The organism is Candidatus Eremiobacteraceae bacterium (assembly GCA_035295225.1).
GTDB lineage: Bacteria > Vulcanimicrobiota > Vulcanimicrobiia > Eremiobacterales > Eremiobacteraceae > JABCYQ01.
Genome location: DATGJI010000055.1, coordinates 138,327 through 163,483, shown reverse-complemented (window position 1 = coordinate 163,483; position 25,157 = coordinate 138,327). Strand labels below are relative to the sequence as shown.

Here is a 25,157-nt window from a genome sequence, read left to right as displayed (position 1 = left end):
ACGAATAGAAGAAAATTCTCGTGAATTTCGAATGAGGACAGCCACGATAGTATACGCATGAGCTGTCACAACTTCGCCGCTTTGAAGCTGGCGACGACCTGGAGAGAAGATGAACGAGAAAGAGACCCTGCTCACCGAAGAAGGCTTGCGCAAGCTCGAGGCCGAGCTGGACGATTTGAAGACCGTCCATCGTAAGGAAGTCAACGACCGCATCCGCCAGGCCAAAGAGTTCGGCGACATCTCCGAAAACGCGGAGTACGAAGACGCCAAGCAAGAGCAGGCGTTCGTCGAAGGGCGTATCCTCAAACTCGAGGCCATGATCCGCAACGCCCGCATCATCCAAGAGAGCGAAGGCGGCGGCGACGAAGTCCACCTGGGCAGCACGGTCAAGATCAAGAACATGACGAGCGGTGCGGACCTCGACTACACGATCGTCGGATCCACGGAGAGCGATCCGCTCAACGCGAAGATCTCCAACGAGTCGCCGATCGGTCAAGCGCTCATCGGCGCGAAACCGGGCCAGACGGTGAGCGCCACCACGCCTAGCGGTGAGATCCAGCTCAAGATCATCTCGATCCGCGGCAATCGTAAGACCGGCGCCAAAGCGAAAGCTACGTGAGTCGAGAGCCCGAGGTCGGCGCGACCGAAGCCGACCTTATCGCGGCTCGTCGCGCCAAACTCGAACGGCTCAGGGCATCCGGCCACGATCCGTTCGCGCACACAACTTTCCAACGCTCGCATACCGCCGCCGCCGTGCGCGAACAGTACGATTCGCTCGGGGCGGCCGCGCACTCCGGCGCAAGCGTGCGCGTCGCCGGCCGTCTGGGAAGTCTGCGGCGCATGGGCAAGAAAGTCGCGTTCGCTGATTTCGACGACATCTCGGGCCGTATCCAGGTGTTCTTCAGTCAGGCAGATCTCGGCGCAGCGTTCGAGCTCGTGGATGACCTCGACCGCGGTGACATCGTCGGCGTTGTCGGCGAGCCGTTTCGGACCAAGACCGGCGAATTGACGGTCGGCGCGCGGGAACTCACCGTGCTCTCCAAAGCCCTCCGGCCTCTTCCCGAAAAATTCCACGGCCTCACCGATCCCGAGACGCGCTACAGGCGCCGCTACGTCGACATGATCGTCAACCGCCCCGTTCTCGACACGATGCTGCTGCGCAGCCGGATCATCGCCGCAGCGCGGCGCTTTCTCGATGCGCGCGGCTACTTCGAAGTCGAGACTCCCACCCTGCTCACCGTGGCCGGCGGCGCAAACGCCAGACCGTTCCTGACGCATTCGAACGCACTCGGTCTGCCGCTTCAGCTGCGCATCGCCACGGAACTCAACTTGAAGCGTTGCATCGTGGGCGGCATGGAGAAGGTCTACGAAGTCGGTCGCACATTTCGCAACGAGGGCATCGATCGGACACACAATCCGGAGTTCACGATGCTCGAACTGTACGAGGCGTACACCGACGTCGAGGGCATGCTCAGGCTGACGGAAGATCTCATCCTTCATATGGCCGAAGCCGCCGGCATCCGCGGCGAGCACGAATTCGCCGACGGCAAGATCCAACTACGGAGACCGTTCGGCCGCATCGCTTATCTCGAAGCGCTGCAGCGCTACGGCGATATCGGTCGCGAAGACATCCTCGACGGTGATCGCGCGCGAGCGCTTGCGCGCAAGCTCGCGTTGGACGTCACCCCCAGAGACAGCCACGCGCACATCATCGACAAGATCTTTGAGAAAGTCGTCGAGCCGCATCTGGCTGACCCGACGTTCGTCACGGACCAACCGGTTGTGCTTTCACCGCTCGCGAAGCGGAAACGCGACGATCCGGCTCTCGTCGAGCGCTTTGAGCTCTTCATAGCACACATGGAAGTGGCCAACGCATTTTCGGAATTGAACGATCCGGATGACCAGCGCCGGCGTTTTGAGTCACAGGTCGCGGATCGCGCGGCGGGCGACGCCGAAGCGCCTGAACCCGATTGGGACTACGTGCACGCGCTCGAATATGGTCTGCCGCCCACCGGCGGCATCGGATACGGTATCGACCGCCTCGTCATGCTCCTGACCGGTCAGACATCGATCCGCGACGTCTTGTTGTTCCCGCTCCAGCGGCCCGAGTGACGCAACCGGGTTCACGCACGATAGCCCTCGTGGTCGAGTACGACGGCGCGTTCTCACACGGCATGCAACGTCAAACGGATCTGCCCACGGTGGCGGGAGCGCTCGACCGCGCGCTGACCGCGTTGCTCGGCCATGACGTCCAAGTGGTCGTCGCCGGCCGGACCGATGCCGGGGTCCATGCGCGAGGACAAGTCGTCTCTTTTGTTACGACCGCGCCAACCGATCTGCGGCGCATGCCGGTCGCATTGAGCGGTATGCTGCGCGAATCGCACATCGCAGTGCTCCGTGCTGTCGAACGCGACGCGGACTTCTCTGCGCGGCGTAGCGCGCTTGCTCGAACGTATCGTTACCGGATATTGAACCGGCCGGCGCCGTCGCCGCTCGAGCGGGGCCGCGCATTCCACGTCGGTGCGCGGCTCGACATCGAAGCGATGAAGGCCGGCGCGGCCATGCTCGTGGGCGAGCACGACTTCGCGGCATTCTGCGCGACGGTGCCGCCCGGCGCCGTCACGCGGCGTGCGGTGACGTCACTCACCCTCGATCTCGACGGAGATATGATCGACATCTGGATGACCGCCGACTCCTTTCTCCATAATATGGTGCGCATAACCGTCGGCACGTTGATCGAGGTCGGGCGCGGCCGACGCGCGCCGGCGGATATCGCGCGGCTGCTTGCGCCCGCAACGCGAAGGGACGCGGGCTTCACCGCGCCGGCCCACGCGCTCTACCTCGAGCGCGTACACTATGCGGAGCCGCTCTGATGATGTTGGATCTTCTGAAGGGGCCGACGCCAGTCGGCTCTCTTGGCATGGGACCGGTCGGGCGCGTCATCGAATGCGATACAAGTCATGACTCCAGCTGATCAGAGCGGCGGATTGCCGCCAGAGTTGCTTCCTCCCGGCTACCGGATCGTCACCGCAACGCACGCCGCGCCGCACACGTCGCAAGACAGCACACCGCCGGCGCACGACGGCACGTCGTCGCGCAATAGTGCTGCGGGAGCCGGGGCTGTCGGGTTCATGGCAACGCTGCTCGCGCTCGCCGCCAAGTTCAAAGGCGCGCTGCTGCTACTGCTCAATCTCAAGTGGATACTGATCGCGGGCAAACTGCTGTTGTCGAGCGGTTCGCTCATTCTGAGCATCTGGCTTTGGTCCACAGTCTTCGGTTGGCCGTTTGCGACCGGCTTCGTCTTGCTGATCTTCGTGCACGAGATGGGCCACGTGATCGCGCTGTACGCGCGCGGCATCAAAGCGAGCGTGCCGATATTCATCCCATTTTTTGGGGCGTTCGTGGCGATGCGCGAGATGCCGCCGAACGCGCGCATCGAGGCGGAGATCGCTATCGCGGGCCCGCTGCTTGGCACCGCGGGCGCCGCTGTCTGCCATATCGTGGGTTTGCAAGGCGGCGGGAAGATCTGGTTTGCGCTTGCGTCCGCCGCCTATTTCATCAACTTGTTCAACCTGCTGCCGATCATACCGCTCGATGGCGGCCGCGTCGTGGCAGCTCTTTCGCCGAAGCTCTGGGTCGTCGGTCTCGCCGGAGCGCTCGCCTTTGCATTGTTGCGGCCCGGCCCGGGCATCGCGTTCATCGCTGTGATGATCGCGCTTTCGTGGCAGCGCATCGCGGCGGCGTTTCACCCGGCGACCGCGACCGATCCGTACTACCAAGTGCCGAGCCGTGAGAGGATCGCCATCGCCGTCGCGTATTTCGGGCTTGCGGCGCTTGCTGCCGTTGGTTGGCACGCAGCCGCCGTCGCCGCAGGTCATTAGGGTGAGGCATCGCCTGCCCATTGGTCGCAATCGCGACCGCGGGCCGACTAGCGTCGGCGAATGTAGGGCGCGCCTTTATGGCGCGCCGGCGGATCATGAAGGTCCGCCCTACACCGGCAAACGGCGGACCATAAAGGTCCGCCCTACATCGGCAAACGGCGGACCATAAAGGTCCGCCCTACATCAGCGGGACAGGAGCGGCCTTGACTGGACTGCGGGCGTCACGTATGATAGCAAGGTTCGCCTAGCGTTCGCTACGGCTTCCATCTTCTGATGTTCAAGGTCCGCTAACACCAACTATGCGCACTCCCTTGCTTGCGAAAAACGGCGTCGAACGTACCTGGTACGTCGTCGACGCCAAAGGAAAAACTCTCGGACGCCTGGCCACTCGGATCGCCGTCGTCCTGCAGGGTAAGCACAAACCCGATTACACACCGCATGCCGACACCGGCGACTTCGTCGTGGTCGTCAATGCCGAGCACGTCCACCTCACCGGCAAGAAGTGGACGGACAAAGTCTATTATAAGCACTCGCAGTTTCCCGGCGGTCTGACCGAGCGCACCGCGGGCGAAATCCGCGCCACGCACCCAACCCGCATCATCGAAGGCGCCGTGCGCGGCATGCTGCCGGGCAACAAATTGCGGGCTACACGGCTCAAGCGCCTGCGAGTGTTCGCCGGCCCAGAGCACGAGCATACAGCGCAAGCTCCGAAAGAGTTGAAGACGGTCTGATGGCACACACAACCGGCGATGTCCATGGCGGCACAGGCCGCCGCAAACGCGCGGTCGCGCGCGTCCGCGTCACCCTCGGCAAGGGCGAGATCAGCGTGAACGAGCGCCCTGCCAACGAATACTTCGGCCGCGATTCACTCATGCAGATAGTTCGGCAGCCGCTCGAGGCCACGAACAGCCTCGAGCGATTCAAGGTTGAAGTGACAGCGCACGGCGGTGGGCTGACCGGTCAAGCAGGCGCGATCCGTCACGGCGTCGCTCGCGCACTCGTGCAGATGGATGAGAGCCTTCGTCCGGTGCTTCGCAAGGCCGGATTGTTGACTCGCGATCCGCGCGAGAAAGAATCGAAGAAATACGGGCGCAAGCGCGCTCGCAAACGCTTCCAGTTCAGCAAGCGGTAATCGCGAGCACGATACTCGAGAAGGGCCGGCCGACGCCGGCCTTTCTTCGTTTTAACGCCCTCTGGGTTTTGGTTGCTCGAACAACGATCGGACGCTCATCGAAAAGTTCGGGAGAGCGCTGTGTGACAGCATCATCCGATCGTCGAACGTGACGCGTCCGATGCGATCACACGCGGTGACGGCCCGAGCATTCGTGTCGACCAGGAACACGACGCTCGCACCGGCGGCCAGATACACGCGGATTTTTTCCTCGATATCGCGCCCCAGATCACCCGGCGACATGATTTCCACCGCGGCGTCAGGCGCCACGCGCGGAATGTCGGCCTCATCATCTGCTTCGTACGACAACGTGTCGTACGATAGGTACGCGACGTCGGGCACGAGCGGCCGGCGATCTTCGCCAGGCGGCTGTACGCGAAATTCCCATTCCGTGCCGACACGGCCCGTCCCATGCTCCATCGCCCAAGCAAGAAGCGCCGAAACAAAAACGCTTTGAGCGAGCGCATGCTTCCGCTGCGGGCTCACCTTTTGGAGGGCCCGGCCGTTGACCCATTCGAGCGCCGGCTTGGTTTCCGGCAAAACGATTTCACGCATGGTGTCGGCACGCAGAGTATATCACGGTCGTTGAGCACGGGTAAACACGATGGCGACCGGGATGAGAGTCGGCGTTAACGAGCGCCTACCGCGCGGTGAACCCCGCGGGCGTCGAGCCATGCCGCTTCTTATCGGCATACATACCTTTGTCGGCCCGCGCTACGAGTTCGGCCGCATCGTTTCCATCGCGCGGGTAGACCGCGATTCCCGCGGACATCTCGATCGGGATCGGCGGGAAGCCCGCGTCGCGACGTTCGATCTTGTTGTGCAGCCGGTTGAGAAGCAACCGGGCACCGCCTTCGTCGGCCTGCGGCAGGATCACGAGAAATTCATCGCCGCCGTAACGCCCGGCGATATCGGTGGTGCGCAAGCACGACGTCAGCGCCGTCGCGACGAATCGAAGCACTTCGTCGCCGGCTTGGTGGCCGAAGTTGTCGTTGAAACTCTTGAAATTGTTCAGGTCGAAAAGCACGATTGCGAGCGGTTGCGCGGCGCGCTCTGCGCGCGCTAGCTCGTTATCGAGCCGCTCCTGCAGGTAGCGGTGATTGAAGAGCCCGGTGAGCGAATCTTCGTTGGCTCGCTCCTTCGCCCGACCGTAGAGCCGCGCGTTGCGGATGCCGACCGCGATCTGGTTCGCCGCGGTCTCCAGCACGCCGAGTTCATCCGCGGTGAGAAGACGCGTTTCCGTGGTCGAGTTGACGGAGAGAGTCCCGATCACGCGGCTCTCCACGACCAGCGGCACGATCGCGCCGGATATCAGGTGGCGTTCGTTGATCCAGTCGCGGCAATCGCGCATGACCGGGTCGCTCTGCAGATCGTCCGCGGAGACGATCCGGCGCTCGAAGATGACTTCAGCGAGGGCCGAACGCCGCCGGACCGGCAGCTTGGCGCCCACCGTCGCGGGAACGCCGTCGCTGCGGTACTCGACCGCGATTTCCAAGTGCGACTGATCGTCGGAAAGTATGCCGACGGCGACGCGCTCCATGCGCAGGCCCTTCGCGATACTGCGCGCGGCCGTCTGCAAGAGGCGTTCGAGGTCCAGCGTACCGCTCACCGCGGCGGAGACCGCGTTGATGAGCTTCAACTCGCTCTGCCGTCGCTCGAGATGCTGCGCGTGGCGCTCGAGTTCGGCGCGGGCGAGATCGAGCGCGGTCAATCGCGCGGTCGCGGTCGCGTACTGCCGCGCATTCGAAAGCGCGATCGCGCACCGGTCGGCGAATGCCGAGATGATGCGGCGGTCCCGGCTTGAGAATCCATCGATGATCGGGCTCTCGATACTCAGCACGCCGAGGACTTGTCCGCCGAACGCCAGCGGATACGCGAGCATCGAGCGGATTTCTGCTGCACCGGCGACGTAACGCGGATCGGTCGTCACGTCCGGTACGTAGATCGCCTCGTTCGCCTGCGCGACGGCGCCGACTATACCATCGCTCATCGCGTGCGGCGCAAGGCGCAGGGCGTCGTGCGCATAGCCCAGCGATGCGCCCAACACGAGCGACGACGAATCGGCTTCCAAAGTGAATATCGAAAGATAGCGGTAGCCGAAATGGTCGCGCAACATCGAAAGCACTCCGGCGCTGTCCACTTCGAGCCGCGACGTCAACGTGTGGCCCACGCGTGCGAGGAACGCTTCGTCTTCCACGCGCTCGTGCAAGTTGCGGCCGGCGCGAGCGCGCTCGAGAGCGGCACTGGCTTGATCAGCGAACAGCTGCGCAAGGCGCGACTCGCCGACGCTCAACCGCACGCTTCTCTGCCGCCCGTAAAACGCGAGACAGCCTACGAGCCGGCTGCGGTAGACGAGCGGTGCGAGCGATACCGACGCGATGCCCTCCGCGTTGAGCAGATCGGCTTGGCCGACCGCGTCGAAGCGTTCGGCGCTGAAGAACCGATCGGTGGGCGGATCGCCGAAGAGCAGCCGAAGCGCGTCGCCGTCGATGACGCGGCGGCGCCGGAAATCCTCCGAAAGACCGTGATCCGCGACCGCGACGAACAAACCGCTCTCGTCTTCGAGGGCGATGCTCGCTGCGTCCGCATGAAAGACGGCGGCGGCTTCAGCGACGATCGCCGCCATGACGCGGTCGAGGTCGTCCTCGGATGACGTCAAGGTAGCCAACCGGTGCAAGACCGTCAGTTCCTCCGTCCGCCGGCGCTCTTCGCGGAAAATGCCCGCGTTCTGAATCGCCGTCGACGCATGCTCCGCGACTTCTATCAGCAGTTCCACATGTTCGGGAGTGTAGGCGTTGCGCCGGGGCGACTGCACGCACATGACGCCGATGACTCGGTCGCGCAGCTGCATCGGCACGAGTAAGGCAGATTCTTTTCGCAGTTCGATGGTCTCGTGTTCGGTCGCTGCGCCCTGCTTGGGCAGCGGTGAACTCTCGAGCACGAGCGGTTTGCCGGACGTGAAGACTTCGGCCGCGATGCTGTCGATCTGGCGGGGCGAGTCCGGATGCAAGCGCTGTCCGCAGTCCACCGCATATTCGGTCTGCAGCATGCCGGTGTCTGTCGAAGCAACGGCGACGTAGAACGCGGGCGCGTCCATGAGCCGCTGGATCTGCACGTGGATGGACGCGAAAAGCGACTCGAGATCGAGTTCGCCGGCGAAAGCGGCGGCGCTGTCGAGGAGCGTCGCGAGGCGGTCGGCGCGATCCAGCGCCAGCGATGTGCGCCGCGCGAAGTCGAGACTCGCTGCAGAGACGCGCGCAAACCCTGCGACCTGGCGCTGATCCTCCGCGGTGAACGATCGCGGCTCGGCGTACGCGCAGACCACAAGCCCGAGCGCCCTTCGCCCTTTGTCGAGCCGCACGATCAATGCGGATGCCGCGCCGAGATCAGCGAGCGCGTCGCCGAGCGGGCCGGCGACCGCCGACAATTCTTCGACCGCGAGCAGAACGGTGCCGAACGGCAGCAGGCGCGCCACGTCCTCCGTCGCAAGGCGGCGCGAACGCTGCACAGCATCACCGCGCGCCGACGTCTGGCCGGCGGGCACATACGTGGACGTGGCATCGTCGAACAGATCGACTTCGACCTCGCTGCAGCCGAGCCACGCCATGGCGGACCAAGCGATGTCGCTCGCCGCCTGACGGCTCGCTTCTTCCACAGATCCGTGTTGGTTCGGTGCGGCGGCGTTCGAATCGTTCAGATGCGTGCACTCCTTGGGGTGTCGGTCATGCGTGGAGCTCGTAGACGGATATCGGAGCAGCTTTTCCTTTGATGCGCGCCATGCGCCGAGTCGAGGTGATGAGCCCGCGCACCTTGCGGTAGGTTGCTTCGTCGGCGAGTATCTGGTTCGACGCCGCGATCGCTTGCAGCCGGCTCGCAAGGTTCACCGCATCGCCGATAACCGTGTATTCGAGCCGTCGCTCGGAGCCGATGTGCCCCGCCACGACTTCGCCCGTCGCAAGTCCGATGCTCACCGACAGCGGCCACGGCGCGCCTGGTTGCGAGTTCAAGAGATGCACCTGCTCGAGGATCTCGCGCGCTGCCGTCACCGCTCGCCGCGCATCGTCGTCGGCTTGCCGCGGCGCACCGAAGACCGCCATGATGCCGTCGCCGTAGAATTTGTCGAGCAAGCCGTTGTTCGAGAAGATCACGTTCACCACGGGCCCCAGATAGCGGTTGAGGAGTTCGACGACTTCTTCAGGCATCAGACGATCCGACAATTCCGTGAATCCCCGGATATCGGCGAAGAGCATCGTGGCCGTTGCGCGCGTTCCGCCGAGCACGACGGCATCGGGATCTTTCATAAGATCACCGACCACGTGCGGAGCGAGATAGCGCGAAAACGACCGAGCGATGCGCTTGCTTTTCTCCGCTTGCATCTGATTCTCGGCTTCCAGCGCCCTGCTGTCCGTCAAGTCGTTGAGTACGACGGCCGTCCCCGTGCCGCCGTTGCCCAAGTCCCGGATCCGGAAAAATGTGATCTGGAGCACAATCGCGCCGCGGATGAAGTGGTTTCCGGCGATCTCCGTCTGGAAATGAGCATCTGTCCCGGAGCGGTACTGATCGAGTAACGTCGTGAATCCGGGCAGCCACGTGTTGAGCAGCCGCGCGTGCCGCCCGACGATCGTCGTCGCGGAAAGACCGAACGTCATCTCAGCCGCGCGGTTGAATTGCCCGATCACGTCCTGACTGTCGAGGACGACCACGCCCGAAGCGATCGATTCGAGGATCTCATCGTTCTGCGATTTCGTGGCTGACAGGCGGCCGAAGCTCGCGCTTAGGTCTTCGTAAAGACGTGCGTTATCGATCGCGACGGCGGCCTGGTCGGCGATCGTGGCGAGAAGCTCGGGGTCGTGGCGCTCGAGAGCGTCGGTCCGGATGCGTGCGTCAACGTAGAGCACGCCGATAACGCCGTCCTTGCTCTTGATGGGCACGCAGACTATCGAACGTATGTGCAACGATCGGATGCTCGGCGTACTGCCGATCTCCGGGTCGTTCTGCGCGTCGGTGGTGGCGATAGGCTCGCCGGTCGCCAGCACGCGGTCCACGATCGAACGGCTGACGGCGAACTCCGGCCGGCCGATGAGCGTCGCATCGAGATTTGTGACGGCACTGAATTCACGCCGTCCGCCGGCGGGATCCGGCACGACGACGATGCCGCGTTCGGCGCCTACCGCATCGACGCCAAGGTCGATGATGAGCTGCAAGAGCGCAGGCAGTTCGCGAACGGCGTTGATCGCTTTGCCGATCCGGACGAGGGTGTCGGCGCGACGGCGCTGCTGATCGAGTTCGAGTTCGAGACGATGCGCCCGGGTCGCCGCCACTTTGCCTTCGAGTTCGCGTGCGCGGACCTCGCGGCGCGCGTCCGCCACGAGGTCGAGAAGCTTCGCCGCGCTGCTCGTGCCGATCGTCGCCGGCTCATCCACGAGATGCTGCGCGCCGTCCAAAGCCTCGTCAAGCCTGGAGGAGATACGCTCCCAGGGATTGTCGCGCCGCTCGTGATCCATATTACTGTATTCATCGGCATGGCGGCTTATCGAGGCCAGGGTCTTGCTGCCTATTAGAGCCACTTCGTTTCGCGGCGGGACGCAGAATGCGGACATGCGTGCGCCCCAACGGGGACGCAAGAGCGGCGTACCGTCGGCGAACACCGCAACCGCAGCCGAGAGGAGGTCATCGATGGCCGATTCTGCCTTAGCACGGATCGAAGCCGGACTCGCGTTTGGTCGCGATCGCGCGATCGTTCTCGCTCTCGACGCGGCGAACGCGCGACGGCCGGGTTTTGTCGCGGCCGACGTCCAGCCCAGCGCTGACGGGTTTGGCCGTTTCGTCGCGCGCGCTCTTGGTCCGGGTACATCCGCGACGATTGAAGGCGCGATGGCGGCGTCCGCGCAGAATTCCGTTCGCTACCGCGCGCTCGCCGACCAAGAGCGCGCGATCCTGCGCGAGTTCCGCAGCGCAGCCGACGACGCCCGCAGATGAGCGACGAAGCATTCGACATCGCTGCGAACGGCATGGAAGCCCAGCGCGCCGCCATGGATGGGATCGCGCGCAGTATCGCGGGAGTGGGATCGTCTCCGTCGTCTCTTGCACAGCCCGCAAATTTCCAATTCGTTCCCGCCTCGTTCTCGAGCGCGTTAGACGACGCGCTCGCGATCGGCGGCCCAGACGACGTCGGCGAAACGTCCGCTGGCGACGGACTGGCCGCGGTGCAAACAGATGAGTGGGCGGCCGACGTCAGCGCGCCCCAACTCTCCACCGCGGGCGAGCGCGCCGGTACGGGTTCAGACGACGATCCGATCGGCGCGATGATCTCGCTCATCTCGGCCGGCCGTGCGTACGATGCGAACGTCGCTTCGCTCCAAGCTGCGAAACAGATGGACGTCGAGGCCTCCGACATCGACAAGTATTGAAGAGGACATTTTCGTGAACGTATTCTCAAACGCGGCAACGCCCACAGCGATTCCATCAACTATTGATATTGCCGCGCCGCAGAAGCCGGCAGACGCAACGACGCAAGGCGCACGCTTCGCCGCCGAACTCAGCGCGCTCACCGATGGCGCCGCCGGCGCGGTGAGCGCCGCCGATTCCGCAGCGGCTGCCGTCGCCGCGGGCGGCGGAGACATCGCCGCGGCGGCAGTCGCTCGCGCCAAGGCCGCTGTGGCGCTCGCGATCGCGTCCGCGGCTGCCACGCGCGTGTCGCAAGCAGTGAATTCGTTGCTGCAGACCCAGGTGTAGAACACGCATGCTCGCGAGACTGCCGGATGGCGTGCCCGTCATCATCGGAAGAACAGCAGCGTGGATCGAGCGCCGAAGAGCACCGGTCGCCGCCATTGCCTTTGCACTCATCATTGTTGGAATCGCTTCCGTTCTCGTTCTGCGCTCCGCGTCAGGTGTAGCTCTGTTCGACGCGCCGCTTCATGCCGATCAGATCGCTGAAGTGACGAACGCGCTGACGCTCTGGGGCGAGCCTCACACAGCCGCGCCGGGAAGCGATCAGATCTTCGTGCCGGCGGCGCGCCGCCAAACGCTGCTCTTGCGCCTCACGCTCGCCGGCATTCCGCACGCACACGTGCCCACGTCGGCGGATGAGATCGCCGAGCCGATCAGCCCCCTTGCGCCGAGCGCGCTCGTCGACGACCGTCGCCGGCTTGGTTTAGAAGGCGACCTCGTCGCGGCGCTGCGGCGCATATCGGACGTCGAAGACGCTAGCGTTTTCATAACGCCTGCGGCCGGCGATATCGCAGCGCTCGGCGATCCGCCGCAGACGAGCGCCGCCGTGCAGATCGTCGCTCGCCCCGGGGCGAGTCTTGCGCCCGCTGCGGTGAACGGCATCCGCAACCTCGTGGCCTCGGCCGTCCCCGGGCTCAGTGCCGACCGCGTTGCGGTCACCGACGCAGACGGAAAGTTGCTGAAAGACGCGCCTCAACAGGACACCACGATCGCACGGGAATCACGTCTGCAGTCCTCCGTGCAATCTGCGCTCGACGCAGTGTTTGGAGCGGGCGCCGCAGTGGTTCGCGTACGCGTGATCACCGCCGGCAGCGTCTACTCGTCGCAGTCAACTCGCGTCACCCCTCACGGCCTGCTCGACGCGGACGCCGGACTCGAACATGGCGCGGACGGCGGACGAGCGTTCGACAAGGAACGTCATGTCCAACACTACGCGTACGATACAGTCGTCGAACACCGGTCGTCCACAGCCGACGTCATCCGACGCATCACGGTCGCGGTGTTTCTCGATGCTCGCAGAGTCGATGCAAACCGGCGCAACGACGTCGCGGCGCTCGTACGCGCCGCCGCGGGCGCCGACTTGGGGTCCGGCGACGACGTCGTCGTGGGCGTGTTGCCATTCGCCGCGGCGCTTCCCATTGCAGCGGCTCCGCCCGCAACGGCGGCACCGCACGGCAGGCTCGCAATTGCGGCCGTCACTGCGCTTGCCGCGCTCGTGTTGACGGCAGCCGGCGCCTGCTGGCCGCGGTTTCGCGCAGGCATCGATGTGCCGGCGGCGCGCCCAACCGATTGCGCGACAGCGATCGGCGAGGTGATCGGCGCAGAGTCTCCGCGCACGGCAGCCTATGTGCTCAACGGCATGCCTGCTGCGATCCGCTCTCGCGTGCTCGCCGGGTTCGACGACAAACGCCGTCTCTCAATAGAAGAACACCTGACAGCGTGGCGCGATGACGGATAGCCGCTTCGCCCCATTTGAGCCGCGCCGCCTCATGCACGCAGAAAACTTACCGTCACCGCAATGCGACGCGGAAATATCGCCGCCGAAGGAACAGGCTCCGATTGCCGCCCCTGAAGAGGAGAGTCGCGAGCCTGCGTGCGCGTCGCCCGACGCGGCCGTACGCGGCCCGAACCCCGAGTGCGAGCGATGCGCAGCTCGCACCCCGAACGGAGACGGTATCGACCCGCGACTGATTCGCGCCGCGGCGATCTCTCTCGCGGCGGCGGCCTGCGCCCGTGCGCTTCGCTATGCGATCGATCGAAATCCGCGGCTGATCGTGCGCTTCGTAGACGAAGCCTTGGCGGCTGCCGGTGTCGCCGCGCGAAGAGCCGCGATCAGAATGGCGCCGGATTGCATCGCGGCCTTCGATCCCGAACGTGCGCACGCCGTCACGGCAGACGAAGGGCTTGAACCCGGCGACGTGTTCATCGATACGCCCGCGGGCGCGATCGGCGCGCGCTTGGAAGAGCGAGCGGAACTCCTTGTTCGTGCGGCCGCGGGATGACCGAACCGCCCAAGTTCTACGCCGCCGCCGATGGCTGGTGCAGGCGCGGCACAGTCGTGTCGGCGCAGCGAATGCTCGTCAATGTCCGTATACCGGCGTGCCGGCCTGGATGGCTGGTGAAAATCCATGCACGCGGAGGTCAGGCATTTGCGCGCGTTCGTTCGTCGAGCGCGATAAACGCCACGTGCGAGCTGCTCGTTGAACGCGCCGGCGTCGGGCCCGGTGACGTCGTGGAGTGCGATGGCGCGGAAATGGGTGCGTTCGTCGGCGGTGGGATCTGCGGCGCGGAGACGGACGCGTGGGGCGACGGCGTAGATGATGCTCAACATGGCCGCTTCGTCGCGATGTCTGCGCCGCCGCCGCCATCCGCGCGGGATCGAGTCGCTATCGACCGCACGTTGCAGACCGGGATCGCGGCGATCGATCTGTTCGCCACGCTCGGCTACGGACAGCGTATCGCATTGTTCGCGGGAGCCGGAGTCGGCAAGAGTTCACTGTTGAGGCGCATCGTCGCACATGCGCGCGTCGACGCGCGGGTCGTCGCGCTCATCGGCGAACGCGGCAGAGAAGCGCGCGAGACGGCCGACGCGCTGCGTGCAACGCGCGCGTGGCCCACCACCACCATCGTCTGCGCACCGGCCGGATCGCCGGCTCCCGAGCGCGTCGCCGCGCTCCACACGGCGACCGCGCAGGCCGAATGGCTGCGTTCGCGCGGCCTCGACGTGCTGCTCGTCGTCGATTCGCTCACGCGCACCGCGCATGCGATGCGCGAACTCGCTCTTGCCGGCGGCGAGTCGCCGGCGCAGCGCGGTTATCCGCCGTCGGTCACCGCGGACCTCAGCGCCGCCGTCGAACGCACCGGCGCCATCGGCAACGGTACGATAACGGCGGTCTATGCTGTCCTCGTCGATGGGGATGATAGAACAGAGCCGGTGAGCGACGCGATACGCGGCATGCTGGACGGGCATATCGTACTCGATCGTGCGATAGCCGATGCCGGACGATTTCCGGCGATCGATGTACTTCGCTCGCTCAGCCGTCTCATGCCCACGCTCGCCACGCAGCAGCACAGGCGCGACGCCGCCCTGGGCCGCCGAGCGCTAGACGCGCTCGAACGGGCCCGCGACCTCTTTGCGCTCGGCGCGTATCAACCCGGCGGCGATCCGTGGCTGGACGCCGCTGTCTCGATACGCGACCAGCTCGAATCGCTCGTCCACGATGGAGACGCTGAAGCCGGCGATGACGCGTTCGCGCGGCTGCGGGCCATAGCGTGCGCACTCGAAACGGTTGCGTGACGCACTCACGCGAAGCAAGAAAGGAAAAGAGCATGAACATCGACCCGATCGCGTTCACTCATTCGACGCCCGCGGCTCCGGCGACGTTCGCGACTTATGGCGACTTCGGCGAGACGACAGTTGTGGCAAAGGAGCCGCAGCTCGCGCCTGCGTCCGACGTCTTCACGGAACTCGAAGGGCGATTTAGCGCCATGATCGCGAGCGTGAGCAAGCAACTCGCCGCGTTGGAACAAAAGGTCGCGGGCGCATTGCGTGAGCTGGTCGCGCAAAGCCGCGCGGCAGCGCGATCGGCATCACCGGCCGGCCCGACGGAGGCACGGCGATCGCCGACCGCCTTCGGCGGCGTCATCGACGCCGCCGCCCAACGGCACGAACTCGATCCCGCGCTGCTCTCGGCCGTCATCGAAAGGGAGTCGAACTATGACCCGCACGCGATTTCGAAAGCCGGAGCCATGGGCTTGATGCAGTTGATGCCCGACACGGCCCGCGGTCTTGGAGTGCGCGATCCTTTCGATCCGGCGCAGAACATCGAAGGCGGGGCGACGTACTTGCGCGGTCTCATCGACCGCTATCATGGACGGTTGGACATCGCGCTTGCAGCGTACAATGCGGGCCCAGGAGCAGTCGACCACTACGGCGGGGTGCCGCCCTACGCCGAAACTCGCGCATACGTCCAGGGCATACTTGGCGCATACCGCAGGTCTGCGCTCGCGGGCTAGAACAGCGGCGAACCGAGCCCGCTTGACAAGGGCCGCCGCGATGACCTATGCTTATCGAGAATGATTCTCGATAAAATGATGAAGCTCGGCTTGACCGGACTCGCCATCGCCGCGCTCGCCGGGTGCGCGCAGAAGACCGATCGCATCGCATCGGGCACATCGGCCGGGCGACCGGCTTCCGCGAAACTCGATGTCGTCGCGACATTTTCCACGCTGGGCGCGATCGTCGCCGATGTCGGCGGCGATCGCGTCGCCGTGACGTCGCTCGTGCCGATCGGGGCCGCTCCCGAGACCTACGAACCGGCTCCATCCGACATCGTCACGCTCGAACACGCCGATCTGGTCTTTGAAAACGGCGCCGGACTCGAGACCTGGATGGACCACCTGCTGCGTTCGGTGAACGCGCCGCAGAAACTAGTGGTGCTTGCGCCGCAAGCGGTGACGGGCGCCGACGGGCGCATCAATCCGCACTACTGGCTCGATCCTACCTATGCGGCATCGTACGCCGCCAAGATCGCGGCCGCGCTCGAACAGATCGACCCTGCCGGCGCGGCGGTCTACCGACGGAATCTCGCGGCGACGCGAGCCAAGTATGCCGCGCTCGATCGATGGATACGGTTGCGCGTGGCCACCGTGCCGCCGCAGCGGCGCGCGATGATCTGCTTTCACGATGCGTGGTATCATTTCGATGCGCGCTACGGCATTCGCGACGTCGGCGCCGTCGAACCGGTACCGGGCGAAGAACCGTCGGCTGGCGCATTCGCACAGCTCATCGCGGACGCTCGGCGCTACCAGGTCCACGCGGTGTTCGCCGAGCCGCAGTTCTCGCCAAAGCTCGCACAACAACTCGCGTCGGGCGCGGGTATCTCCGCCGTCACCGATCTTTACGACGACACCTTAGGAGGCACTCCCGCGCTTTCCACGTATGTCGGGTTAATGCATTACGATGTGAACCGGATCGTCGAGGCGCTTCAAAGTTGAGACCGCGCGAAACGCACGATCACACCCACCTCGCACCCGAGCGCGTCCTATCGCCGCGCGATCACACGCACGCGATCGCACCGGTCGTGCCGCACTTGCACACGCACAGCGGTCATCCGCGCGGACCGGCGCCGTCACCACAGCGATCGGCCGTGAGTCTGCGCGATGTCTGCGCGGGATATTACGGCCGCGACGTCTTGGACGAGGTCAGCTTCGATATCGAACCGGGCGACTTCGTCGGCATCATAGGACCAAACGGCTCCGGGAAGTCCACGCTACTCAAGGTGATCGCAGGCTTGCACCCCGCGCAGTGCGGCGCCGTGAACGTCTTCGGCGGGCCGCCCGATCCGCGCCGCCGCATCGTCGGCTACGTGCCCCAAGCGGAATCGGTGAACTGGGCGTTTCCGGTAACAGCGTTGGATGTCGTCTTGATGGGCCGTTACTCGAAGCTCGGCTTCTTCAGAAGCCCGGCCAAACAAGACGTGGAGGCGGCGCGCGCCGCGCTTGAAGAGGTCGGCATGGCGGATCGCGCCGCGTCGCAGATCGGCGAACTATCGGGCGGTCAACAACAGCGCGTGTTCGTCGCGCGCGCTCTCACGTCGGAACCTCAAATGCTCTTGCTCGATGAGCCGATCGCCGGCGTCGACGCCGCCAGCCAACATGCGATATTCACGCTGCTCGAAGACCGGCAGCGCCGCGGTATGACGATCGTGGCGAGCACGCACGACCTGTCGTGCGTGGCGACGTGGTTCGACAAGCTGCTCTGCCTGAACCATCGCGTCATCGCGTACGGTCCGCCAGCCGAAGTCCTCAACGACGAGATCCTCTCCAAGACGTACGGCAGTCACGTACTGCTCATTCCGGCGGTCGCCGACTAGCGGATGCACTGGCTCGTCGATCCGCTGCAGAACGCCTTTATGGTGCGGGCGCTTTTGGCGTCGGCATTGATCGGCCTGACGTGTTCGGTCGTCGGCGTCTACGTCGTGCTGCGTAATCTCGCGTTCATCGGCGACGGACTTGCGCACGCCTCCTTCGCGGGCATCGTCATCGCATACATCTTGAAGATAAACCTCTACGTCGGCGGACTGATCTTCGCCATCGTCACCGCGCTTGGGATCGGTGTCGTGAGCCGCCGCTCGAACGTCTCGTTCGACACATCGATCGGCGTGCTGTTCACCGCAGCGTTTGCGCTCGGCGTGCTCCTCATGTCGCGCGCGCGCACCTACACGGTCGACCTCCAAGACTTCCTGTTCGGCAACGTCCTCGGCGTCGATGCGTTGGATATCATCTTGGTCGCGTCGCTCGCATTGGCCGTGTTGGCGCTCATCGCGCTTCTCTACAAAGAGTTGCTGTTCGCGTCGTTCGATCCGGTCAGCGCGCAGGCGAGCGGTCTTCCCACCGCGGTGCTGGACGCAATACTCCTCGTCGCTCTCGCAGTGACCATCATCGTGTCGCTGCAGGCGGCGGGCATCGTGCTCGTCGCCGCGCTCCTCGTCACCCCTGCGGCCACAGCATTCCAACTCACGAATAGATTCGGGCGCATGATGGCCTACGCTGCGGCGTTCGGATTGATGTCTTCGGTGGTAGGCCTCTATGCTTCATACTATCTCGACGCCGCTTCGGGTTCGACCATCGTGCTGTGCGCAACGGCGTTTTTCTTCATCGCTGTCGCCTTTTCGCCGAAGCGCCGCTCGCTTTTGACCGCGGTCATGGAAGCGCGCCGCAACGCGCTGCAAGCGCGGTGACGGACTCGCGCCGCGCGGCGAATCACGAGGGCATGCTCGCGCGCATGACGGCCCGCGGCTTCCGCTCCACGAAGCCGCGGCGCGCGGTCATCGAAGCCTTTGTGCGATCGCGCCGGTATCTGACGGCGCGCGAGCTCCACGAGAAGCTTGCGGCGACACGCACGAGCAGCGGTTCCCAAGCCATCGGCCTGGCCACCGTCTATCGCACGCTCGAGGTGATGCGCGAGATCGGCGCCGCTACCGAACAGGTGCAGGGCTCCGGCGAGATCGCTTACCTCTATTGTCCGATCGAGCACCATCATCACGCCGTCTGCACGAAGTGCCATCGTGTGGAAGACGTGCCGTGCGCGTCGATCACGCGCTTTGAGAATACGCTCGCACACGAGCTGCGGTTCACGCTCACGCAACATCGCATGGAGTTCTTCGGGATCTGCCGGTCGTGCGCGCGCCGCTGATCGCCGCGCTGATCGGCTCCGTCGCGTTTGCAACCGGCGGCGCAGCGAGTGCAGGACCGGCGGCGCTCCATCCGGGCGACAGCGTCACCCTCGCCGACCTCTACGGCTTTCTCTCACCGCTGCCGCAGCCGGGCGACTGGGTCTCCGTCCGCAATACCGGCGGCGGCGTTGCGAGCGTCGTCACGACCGGCTTCGGCGTCGAGGATGTCGCCGGAAAACCGACGCTTTGGATCGAGACGCGGGTGGATTCGCAGCCGGTGACCGGGCTTGGCTCGATGCAGTCAGGCGATATCGCGCCGCCGATCGTCTTGAAGACGTACGTGGGTGGAGACGCGTTCGGTCCGTTCGGCGCGCAGTACGATGTCATCGCATCCGTCGCAGGTATAGGCGACAGAGCGTTTCGGCTGAGCGACCGGACGGCCGGCTATCCGACGCTTTCCACAGGACAAGCTCCTGCGCCGACGTTCTCGCTGAGCGACGGCACGCCATTCGCGCAGTCCGCCGGCACGGTGATCTCGGTCGAGCCAAAGGATCTCGTCGCAGGCGGGTCGACCGTGCATGCGACGCACATCGTGGTCGCATTCCAGGGCAACGGCGTCGCCGAAGGCGCGACTGTGCCGCCGAGCATCGTAGAGGTGTGGCAGTCTCCCGACGTGCCGCTCGGCACCGTTGCATCGCGCGCGCGGTATTCCGGCATCGACCGGCAGACCGCGTTGGTCGCGTTCGGTCGCGGCGGCTACCGCAGCGAGATCACGACATCGCTCGACGCGCTGCGCGCACAAAATTGAAGGCCCCAAAATTGAAGGGGCCGACGTTAGTCGGCCCACTTCCCAAAATTGAAGGGGCCGACGCTAGTCGGCCCACTTCGCATTCGCTGGGCCGACTAACGTCGGCCCCTTCGGCACGCCGGTCGACTCGGTTCAGATCTTGAAATCCACGTTGACTGCTGCTTGGAACGGGATCTTCGTGCCGACGAAGCCCGTGTTGTTGTTGTTGAGCCACATCGCATACGGGTATTTCAGCTGTACGGGTCCAGCGGCGGCCTGCGCAAGCGTGCCCCCGGTGGGCGGCAAGAAGCTCGAGGGCAACGTCGAGTACTCGCAGATATTCGCGTAGTCCCACGCGTAGCCGCGTTGCGAGCATTGATCGACAAGGCTCGTGAGCAGCAGCGTCGCCTTGGTGTTTGGCGTGAAATCGTACGTGAACTGCGTGTTGATCGTTATCCGCGACGGCTGCTTGAAGTCGCCGAACCCATCGAACTTGCCGGTGTACGGATCCGGGATCATAAACGATGGTCCGTAGTTCGGCTCGGCCGGATTCGGGATGCTGCCTTCCCAGACAAGCGGCGAGCCGTATGTGGATCCGGAGCTGTAGATGAAGCTCGGCGAGACGGCCCACTTCCCGTGTTTGTAGTTGAGGATCAAGTTCGCGACGTCCGGCACCTCATAACCGTTGCCGGCGGCGAAGGGCTGCGGAATGAGGTCGTACGGCGTGTACCAGCCGCCGCGGTCGAAGAGCGGCTGCGCGCGGAGGTTGTAATACGGGTTCGTGGTCGCGCCGAACGTCGGCTGCGCGTTCGAACTGCCGAAGGCGCCGCAGAGCGAAGTGGGATTGTACCGCGTCGGCGTGGGCGCGCCGGCACACGCGCTCGTGAACGAGTTATACCATTGGACGTACTCGTTCATGTTGTCGATCACGTTGAGCCCGTTCGAGAACGCATTGAAGCGGATGCGGCTGTTGGTGTGCGTGTACGCGAGCTGGAACGCGAAGCCGTCCTGCGAGAAGCTGCCATCGTGCAGCGCGAATTCAACACCCGACGAGACTTGCCGGCCGGTGTTGAAGCTGCCGAAGAGACCCGTGAGAGCATTGATGATCATCTGCTGCACTTGGTCCTGCGTGCTTCGGTAGAACGGCGTCACCTTGAACGAGACGTTGCTGTTGGCGAAATGGTGTTCCCATGAGAGATCGTAGTTGGTGGAGCGGTCGGGCCGGACATCATGGTTGGGCGTGAATTGTCCGTACGCCGCGAAGTTCGTGCCGAGGAATGTGGCGAGATCTTCCTGCGTCGTGTTCCAAGAGGCCTCGCGCGTGCTTGCCGGCCGCGAGTAGATGCCCGCTGACCCTCGGAACACGTCGTTTGGACCTGCTTCGAATGTCGCGCCGAGCCGCGGCTGCAATTCGACATGCGAGAAATTGGCTGGGTTCTGGTTCACGAAATTAACGGCCGAGAGCGGCGCGGTGTTCGGAAAGTCCGCCGCGCACGTGTCGGTGGGGCTGGCCTTTTGGATCGGTTGGAAGTAGCCGGGCCCGAAACAATACTCTCTATTGTATGCCGCGAACCAGAACGCGCGCGACGCGTAGCCGTTGACCGTATTGTCGGTGAGGTTGTTCGTGTACTGTTCGATGCGCGCGCCGATATTGAACGTGGTTCGCTGGCTCGGCTTCCAGTTATCGTTGATCGAGAAGGCGCTGAAAACCGGATTGAGCTTGTTGAAGTTCGCGTGGTAGCCGTTTTCGGTCATGAGCCACGACGTGCCCGGCGCGGCGCAAAACGGCTCGCCGGCATCTTGCGGACACGCTCCGGGCACCACTCCGGCAAGGAGCTTCGAGAGCGAGGTCCGATTCGGATTCCCGTTCCCGAAGCACGAGACGATATCGCCGAGCGCGTCGACGCATTGGCCGCTCGCGTTCACGTCGTTGGTGACGGCGTAGTTCGACGACGCGCCCGGGAAGCCGCCGTTGGTCGTGTAGCGCTGAATACGCGTGGTCGAATAGTACGCAGAAACCGTCAGCAAGTTCTGGTCGTTCAGCTGGTTCGTATAGCTCGCAACGGTGCCGTACGTGTGCGAAGGAAGCTCGTAGTCGGCGATCTCGCCGCCGAACGGCAAGTACGCCGAGACCGGACCGTGGATGAACCAGTTCGAGTAGAGCTGGTATCCGAAGATGCGGAAGTACGACGTGCTCGAGATGTTGCGCTGATACTGCAGTTTCATCAGCGTGACGTTGTTGGCGTTGGATTCGCGCAGATCGGTCGGGATCTGCGGCTGACCCATCAGCTGGCGCGTCACGGGATTCCACAGCAGCGCGTGCGGCGTGCTCGGATATTTATACGGCGAGATGTCCGCCGAGTTCGGAGCCGCCATCAAAGCGCCGTTGTAGACGAGTCCGTCTTGGAACGTCGGGGGACCGAAGACGAGCGGGTCGACATACGCCGCGCCGCCGAGATCGTCCACTGAGCTGTAGTACTGGTTGTATAAGTAACTCGCCATGTACAGCAACTGTACATCATCGGTATTCGCGTCGTTCTTGTGCGCGATCTGATAATGGAGGTTCGCGATGTTCTCGCGGTCGACGGTGCCCGAGATACCGTAGAGGTATCCAGGGCCGAACGCATTGGCCGGTCCGCCGAACGCGGTGATGTTGATCGGATAGAAGAAGCCGCCCGATCCCACGCCGTTGTTCTGATTGATATAGCGGTAGTTCTGATTGACCGCGGACGTACCGATGTAGTACGAAAATCGCTGATCGGGAGTGGCGCTGCCGTATTCGATCGACGCTTTATTGTAGAATGTCGGCCCGCCCATGCCCAAGCTCAGGGTCGCAAAACTTGGATATCTCCCCTTTTTCACGACTTGATTGACGTAGCCGGCGATTCCGGATGCGTCGGCGTTCGCAGACGTGCCGCCGGTGTACACCTGCAGCTCCTGTTGGCCGAGATTCGCCAAGAACGTCTGCGGCGCGTTATCGTACGTGCGGTTGACGGGGATGCCATCGAACTCCCAGCCCACTTGATCGAGGTCGCCGCCGCGGATGTAGATCGGCTGATACCAGCCCTGCTGGCCTTGCACGGCGCTGACGCCTGGCACCGATGCCATCGCGCTGTATGCCTGATTGAGATTTCCGGCGCCGGCAAGTGTCGCGGCCGCCTGCTGACCCGTCGCGTTGATCGAGTAGACGTCGCTCGTCGTGCCCGGACGGATGAGATCCGTCGTCGCGCGAACGTTGACTTTGCCGAGCACGGCGATGGTCTTGGCGAGTGCGATGGTGACCGTCTGCGTCTGGTCCGCCTGGACGGTGACGCCGTTCAACGTGGAGACATCGTAGCCGCTGGCCTGCGCCGTCACTGCGTACGTGTCCGGCGCGAGCGAGACGAACGAGAAGACGCCGCTCGCATTGGTGACGGCCGAGGCCGTCTGCGAAGGCGAGATCGCGGTCACCTTGACGCCCGAGAGCGGCGCGCCTTGCGCGCTGTCGACGACATGACCGTACAGCGTGCCCGTCGTGCCGGCGATCGCCGAGTTGGCGCTCGCGATGATGGCGACAGCTGCGCACGCGGCGATGCAGATTCGGTTGAACATCTCGTTACCGTCTCCAATCAGAAAAACCGAAGCGCGGATGGCTCGTGCAGACGATCGAGCGATCGCCGCTTGCCTCCGTGAATCGACCGCTCGCTTCGGACGTGTCGCTTTCGTCTCCTGGGCCAGCGCCGCGCGACCCTTACGTCACAAAACTGCGACGGAGAGCGCAGCGCGCTGCACGCCGATATCGACTCTCGCTGCAGCGGTCAATTCACCGTCGACGTGCATCGCGATTTCGCGATCGAACTCGGCGCAAAGCGACGACGTCTTGAATCCTGTCACGACAGAATGCGATGCGTGCGTTCCACGGCGCACTCGCTCCATGAGCGCAAGCCGTCGCAGCGGCCCTTTGAGATCGGCGAACGCGTAGCAGTCGAGCTCGCCGTCATCGATCGACGCACCGGGCGCGCCATGATATCCGCCGCCGTACCACGCGCCGTTACCGACCGTCAGCATCAGCAGATCCTCGATTCGCACCTCGCCCGTTGAGCGCGACAGCACAGCGCGCACGGGTCGAACGCGCCACAATCCTACGAGCGCCGCGCAGTAATACGACATGCCGCGCGCGAGTCCGCGCCGGCGTATGGCCGCGGCGGTGCGTGCAATCTCACCGTCGAGGCCCATGCCGATGCAATTGATAAATCGCCGGCCATTGCACGTGCCGAGATCGACGTCCGCCGAGCTCGTGCCGGCTGCGGCTTCGAGCGCCTGATCGAGCGAACGGATGCCGAGCGCGACGCCGAAATCGTTTCCGGATCCGGCCGGCACGATCGCGAGCCGAGCAGCGCGTGGATCCGGAAGTGCGTTGACGATGATCGACAGTGTGCCGTCGCCGCCGACCGAAATGACCGTGACCGGACTCGCGGCTGCGCGGATCGCGGTCGACAGCCGCTGCGCAAACGACGAATCCAACGACGTCTCGATCGCCTGATGGGGATCCACGCGCAGCTTTGCACTGACGGCCCGAAGCATCGAAGCGGCGCGTCCAACACCGGCGCGTGGATTGACGACCAGCACGTAGGCGCCCGCCATTCGCGCGCGGTTCTGCAGAGGCGAAGCGGGTTCATGCCCATGCGTGACGCCAGGCGGAGCAAGTCCGCGACGCGAAGTGCGCCGCATGGCAAAGCGAAAGACGTCTAGTTCGTCACCGACGCCGCGCGCGCCGCAACCGATCGTTCCGATCATCGTCGTTGTGGTGTTCGTCTGCGTGGCGGCGGCATACATGTTGTTCGGGCGCGGCGCCTCGCAAAGCGGTGCTGCCGCCCCAGGCGGCGCGGCCACGAACTCGGCTTCTGCATCCACTCCGACTCCGGTGCCGTTTTACGGCACGTTCTATCCGTCGCAGGGTCACGCGCATCTCGATCCGGGGACGCCGGACGACTTCAAGTACAATTCAAATCCGCCGACGTCCGGCCCGCACCGCGAGGTGTTCACCGACTCGTTCTTGAGCCCGGTGCCGCTGCCGGCATACGTCCAGGTGCATCTACTCGAGCACGGCAACGTGCTCTTGCAGTACAGCTGCAAGTGCGACGACGTCGCAGCTGCGCTCGGCGCGATCGCCATGGACTACGACAACCGCCTCGTCCCCCCCGCGGACTTGCAGCCGACGGCGCAGGATGTCCAGAACGCAGAAGAACAGGGTGAGGCCGTGATCGTCGCGCCCTACCCGTCGATGCATCAGAAGATCGCGCTGACCGCGTGGACGCGGGTTGCGTCGCTCGACCATGTCGATCACGCGAAGATCAATTCGTTCATCAATTCGTATCTCTCGAATCGAACGAACGCAAGCCAGTAGGGCGGACCTTTATGGTCCGCCGTCC

At 64.4% G+C, this 25,157-nt stretch carries 24 protein-coding genes; 19 read left to right on the top strand and 5 right to left on the bottom strand.

Annotation, left to right across the window (positions count from 1 at the left end):
• The first annotated feature begins 109 nt into the window (after nucleotides 1-109).
• From greA to rpsI, 6 genes are all read left to right on the top strand, one after another.
• Complete coding sequence (gene greA, locus VKT51_10490) at nucleotides 110-619, top strand: transcription elongation factor GreA (protein HLJ84589.1); 510 nt, start codon at nucleotides 110-112, stop codon at nucleotides 617-619.
• Nucleotides 616-2,112, top strand: a complete 1,497-nt coding sequence (lysS, locus tag VKT51_10485; protein ID HLJ84588.1) for a lysine--tRNA ligase — start codon at nucleotides 616-618, stop codon at nucleotides 2,110-2,112. Before greA ends, lysS begins: the two co-directional genes overlap by 4 nt.
• Nucleotides 2,109-2,873 (top strand): tRNA pseudouridine(38-40) synthase TruA, encoded by a 765-nt coding sequence (gene truA / locus VKT51_10480; GenBank protein ID HLJ84587.1) that lies wholly within the window; start codon nucleotides 2,109-2,111, stop codon nucleotides 2,871-2,873. The genes lysS and truA overlap by 4 nt, the downstream gene beginning before the upstream one ends.
• 87 nt (nucleotides 2,874-2,960) lie before the next feature.
• Nucleotides 2,961-3,881 (top strand): site-2 protease family protein, encoded by a 921-nt coding sequence (locus VKT51_10475; protein HLJ84586.1) that lies wholly within the window; start codon nucleotides 2,961-2,963, stop codon nucleotides 3,879-3,881.
• Nucleotides 3,882-4,180: 299 nt separating this feature from the next.
• The gene (rplM, locus tag VKT51_10470) at nucleotides 4,181-4,612 is read left to right on the top strand and encodes a 50S ribosomal protein L13 (GenBank protein HLJ84585.1); all 432 of its coding nucleotides are present in this window, start codon (nucleotides 4,181-4,183) and stop codon (nucleotides 4,610-4,612) included.
• The gene (gene rpsI, locus VKT51_10465; protein ID HLJ84584.1) at nucleotides 4,612-5,013 is read left to right on the top strand and encodes a 30S ribosomal protein S9; all 402 of its coding nucleotides are present in this window, start codon (nucleotides 4,612-4,614) and stop codon (nucleotides 5,011-5,013) included. Before rplM ends, rpsI begins: the two co-directional genes overlap by 1 nt.
• Nucleotides 5,014-5,064: 51 nt before the next feature.
• On the opposite strand, the gene VKT51_10460 is transcribed toward rpsI, so the two are convergent.
• The 3 genes from VKT51_10460 to VKT51_10450 all read right to left on the bottom strand — a co-directional run bounded on the left by VKT51_10460 (nucleotide 5,065) and on the right by VKT51_10450 (nucleotide 10,556).
• On the bottom strand, nucleotides 5,065-5,607 hold the full coding sequence (locus VKT51_10460; protein HLJ84583.1) for a Uma2 family endonuclease: 543 nt from the start codon (nucleotides 5,605-5,607) through the stop codon (nucleotides 5,065-5,067).
• Nucleotides 5,608-5,692: 85 nt separating this feature from the next.
• Nucleotides 5,693-8,707: a GAF domain-containing protein gene (locus VKT51_10455; protein ID HLJ84582.1), complete on the bottom strand. Its 3,015-nt coding sequence runs from the start codon at nucleotides 8,705-8,707 to the stop codon at nucleotides 5,693-5,695.
• A 67-nt stretch (nucleotides 8,708-8,774) separates the two neighbouring features.
• Nucleotides 8,775-10,556, bottom strand: coding sequence for an adenylate/guanylate cyclase domain-containing protein (locus VKT51_10450; GenBank protein HLJ84581.1), 1,782 nt, complete (start codon nucleotides 10,554-10,556; stop codon nucleotides 8,775-8,777).
• Nucleotides 10,557-10,728: 172 nt separating this feature from the next.
• On the opposite strand from VKT51_10450, the gene VKT51_10445 reads away from it, so the two are divergent.
• From VKT51_10445 to VKT51_10390, 12 genes are read left to right on the top strand one after another with little or no spacing between them, the layout of a single operon-like run.
• Nucleotides 10,729-11,031, top strand: coding sequence for a hypothetical protein (locus tag VKT51_10445; protein ID HLJ84580.1), 303 nt, complete (start codon nucleotides 10,729-10,731; stop codon nucleotides 11,029-11,031).
• Nucleotides 11,028-11,462 (top strand): flagellar basal body rod C-terminal domain-containing protein, encoded by a 435-nt coding sequence (locus tag VKT51_10440; GenBank protein HLJ84579.1) that lies wholly within the window; start codon nucleotides 11,028-11,030, stop codon nucleotides 11,460-11,462. Before VKT51_10445 ends, VKT51_10440 begins: the two co-directional genes overlap by 4 nt.
• 13 nt (nucleotides 11,463-11,475) lie before the next feature.
• Nucleotides 11,476-11,787, top strand: a complete 312-nt coding sequence (locus VKT51_10435) for a flagellar hook-basal body complex protein FliE (GenBank protein ID HLJ84578.1) — start codon at nucleotides 11,476-11,478, stop codon at nucleotides 11,785-11,787.
• A 7-nt stretch (nucleotides 11,788-11,794) separates the two neighbouring features.
• A complete protein-coding gene (locus VKT51_10430) occupies nucleotides 11,795-13,240 on the top strand; it encodes a flagellar M-ring protein FliF C-terminal domain-containing protein (protein ID HLJ84577.1) in 1,446 nt (481 codons plus the stop codon).
• Nucleotides 13,241-13,271: 31 nt separating this feature from the next.
• Entirely contained in the window at nucleotides 13,272-13,784 is a 513-nt protein-coding gene (locus VKT51_10425; protein HLJ84576.1) for a FliH/SctL family protein, read from the top strand.
• Entirely contained in the window at nucleotides 13,781-15,079 is a 1,299-nt protein-coding gene (locus tag VKT51_10420) for a hypothetical protein (GenBank protein HLJ84575.1), read from the top strand. Before VKT51_10425 ends, VKT51_10420 begins: the two co-directional genes overlap by 4 nt.
• Nucleotides 15,080-15,111: 32 nt before the next feature.
• On the top strand, nucleotides 15,112-15,798 hold the full coding sequence (locus VKT51_10415) for a lytic transglycosylase domain-containing protein (protein ID HLJ84574.1): 687 nt from the start codon (nucleotides 15,112-15,114) through the stop codon (nucleotides 15,796-15,798).
• A gap of 60 nt (nucleotides 15,799-15,858) precedes the next feature.
• Nucleotides 15,859-16,779, top strand: coding sequence for a metal ABC transporter substrate-binding protein (locus VKT51_10410; GenBank protein HLJ84573.1), 921 nt, complete (start codon nucleotides 15,859-15,861; stop codon nucleotides 16,777-16,779).
• Nucleotides 16,776-17,657 (top strand): metal ABC transporter ATP-binding protein, encoded by an 882-nt coding sequence (locus tag VKT51_10405; GenBank protein ID HLJ84572.1) that lies wholly within the window; start codon nucleotides 16,776-16,778, stop codon nucleotides 17,655-17,657. Before VKT51_10410 ends, VKT51_10405 begins: the two co-directional genes overlap by 4 nt.
• A gap of 3 nt (nucleotides 17,658-17,660) precedes the next feature.
• Nucleotides 17,661-18,524, top strand: coding sequence for a metal ABC transporter permease (locus VKT51_10400; protein ID HLJ84571.1), 864 nt, complete (start codon nucleotides 17,661-17,663; stop codon nucleotides 18,522-18,524).
• Nucleotides 18,521-18,979, top strand: coding sequence for a Fur family transcriptional regulator (locus VKT51_10395; protein ID HLJ84570.1), 459 nt, complete (start codon nucleotides 18,521-18,523; stop codon nucleotides 18,977-18,979). The genes VKT51_10400 and VKT51_10395 overlap by 4 nt, the downstream gene beginning before the upstream one ends.
• Nucleotides 18,964-19,767, top strand: coding sequence for a hypothetical protein (locus VKT51_10390; protein HLJ84569.1), 804 nt, complete (start codon nucleotides 18,964-18,966; stop codon nucleotides 19,765-19,767). Before VKT51_10395 ends, VKT51_10390 begins: the two co-directional genes overlap by 16 nt.
• Nucleotides 19,768-19,899: 132 nt before the next feature.
• On the opposite strand, the gene VKT51_10385 is transcribed toward VKT51_10390, so the two are convergent.
• Nucleotides 19,900-23,337: a TonB-dependent receptor gene (locus VKT51_10385; GenBank protein ID HLJ84568.1), complete on the bottom strand. Its 3,438-nt coding sequence runs from the start codon at nucleotides 23,335-23,337 to the stop codon at nucleotides 19,900-19,902.
• Nucleotides 23,338-23,481: 144 nt separating this feature from the next.
• The gene (locus VKT51_10380; GenBank protein HLJ84567.1) at nucleotides 23,482-24,369 is read right to left on the bottom strand and encodes a YegS/Rv2252/BmrU family lipid kinase; all 888 of its coding nucleotides are present in this window, start codon (nucleotides 24,367-24,369) and stop codon (nucleotides 23,482-23,484) included.
• An 85-nt stretch (nucleotides 24,370-24,454) separates the two neighbouring features.
• On the opposite strand from VKT51_10380, the gene VKT51_10375 reads away from it, so the two are divergent.
• Nucleotides 24,455-25,132, top strand: a complete 678-nt coding sequence (locus VKT51_10375; GenBank protein ID HLJ84566.1) for a DUF3105 domain-containing protein — start codon at nucleotides 24,455-24,457, stop codon at nucleotides 25,130-25,132.
• Nucleotides 25,133-25,157: the final 25 nt, after the last annotated feature.

Bases quoted from the DNA above. Each gene is read 5' to 3' on its own strand.
- VKT51_10410 (HLJ84573.1), top strand. From the start codon at position 15,859: ATGATTCTCGATAAAATGATGAAGCTCGGCTTGACCGGACTCGCCATC.
- VKT51_10400 (HLJ84571.1), top strand. From the start codon at position 17,661: ATGCACTGGCTCGTCGATCCGCTGCAGAACGCCTTTATGGTGCGGGCG.
- VKT51_10475 (HLJ84586.1), top strand. From the start codon at position 2,961: ATGACTCCAGCTGATCAGAGCGGCGGATTGCCGCCAGAGTTGCTTCCT.
- VKT51_10385 (HLJ84568.1), bottom strand. From the start codon at position 23,337: ATGTTCAACCGAATCTGCATCGCCGCGTGCGCAGCTGTCGCCATCATC.
- rplM (HLJ84585.1), top strand. From the start codon at position 4,181: ATGCGCACTCCCTTGCTTGCGAAAAACGGCGTCGAACGTACCTGGTAC.
- rpsI (HLJ84584.1), top strand. From the start codon at position 4,612: ATGGCACACACAACCGGCGATGTCCATGGCGGCACAGGCCGCCGCAAA.
- VKT51_10420 (HLJ84575.1), top strand. From the start codon at position 13,781: ATGACCGAACCGCCCAAGTTCTACGCCGCCGCCGATGGCTGGTGCAGG.
- VKT51_10460 (HLJ84583.1), bottom strand. From the start codon at position 5,607: ATGCGTGAAATCGTTTTGCCGGAAACCAAGCCGGCGCTCGAATGGGTC.
- greA (HLJ84589.1), top strand. From the start codon at position 110: ATGAACGAGAAAGAGACCCTGCTCACCGAAGAAGGCTTGCGCAAGCTC.
- VKT51_10430 (HLJ84577.1), top strand. From the start codon at position 11,795: ATGCTCGCGAGACTGCCGGATGGCGTGCCCGTCATCATCGGAAGAACA.
- VKT51_10425 (HLJ84576.1), top strand. From the start codon at position 13,272: ATGCACGCAGAAAACTTACCGTCACCGCAATGCGACGCGGAAATATCG.
- VKT51_10445 (HLJ84580.1), top strand. From the start codon at position 10,729: ATGGCCGATTCTGCCTTAGCACGGATCGAAGCCGGACTCGCGTTTGGT.
- VKT51_10380 (HLJ84567.1), bottom strand. From the start codon at position 24,369: ATGGCGGGCGCCTACGTGCTGGTCGTCAATCCACGCGCCGGTGTTGGA.
- VKT51_10440 (HLJ84579.1), top strand. From the start codon at position 11,028: ATGAGCGACGAAGCATTCGACATCGCTGCGAACGGCATGGAAGCCCAG.
- VKT51_10450 (HLJ84581.1), bottom strand. From the start codon at position 10,556: ATGGATCACGAGCGGCGCGACAATCCCTGGGAGCGTATCTCCTCCAGG.
- VKT51_10375 (HLJ84566.1), top strand. From the start codon at position 24,455: ATGGCAAAGCGAAAGACGTCTAGTTCGTCACCGACGCCGCGCGCGCCG.
- VKT51_10415 (HLJ84574.1), top strand. From the start codon at position 15,112: ATGAACATCGACCCGATCGCGTTCACTCATTCGACGCCCGCGGCTCCG.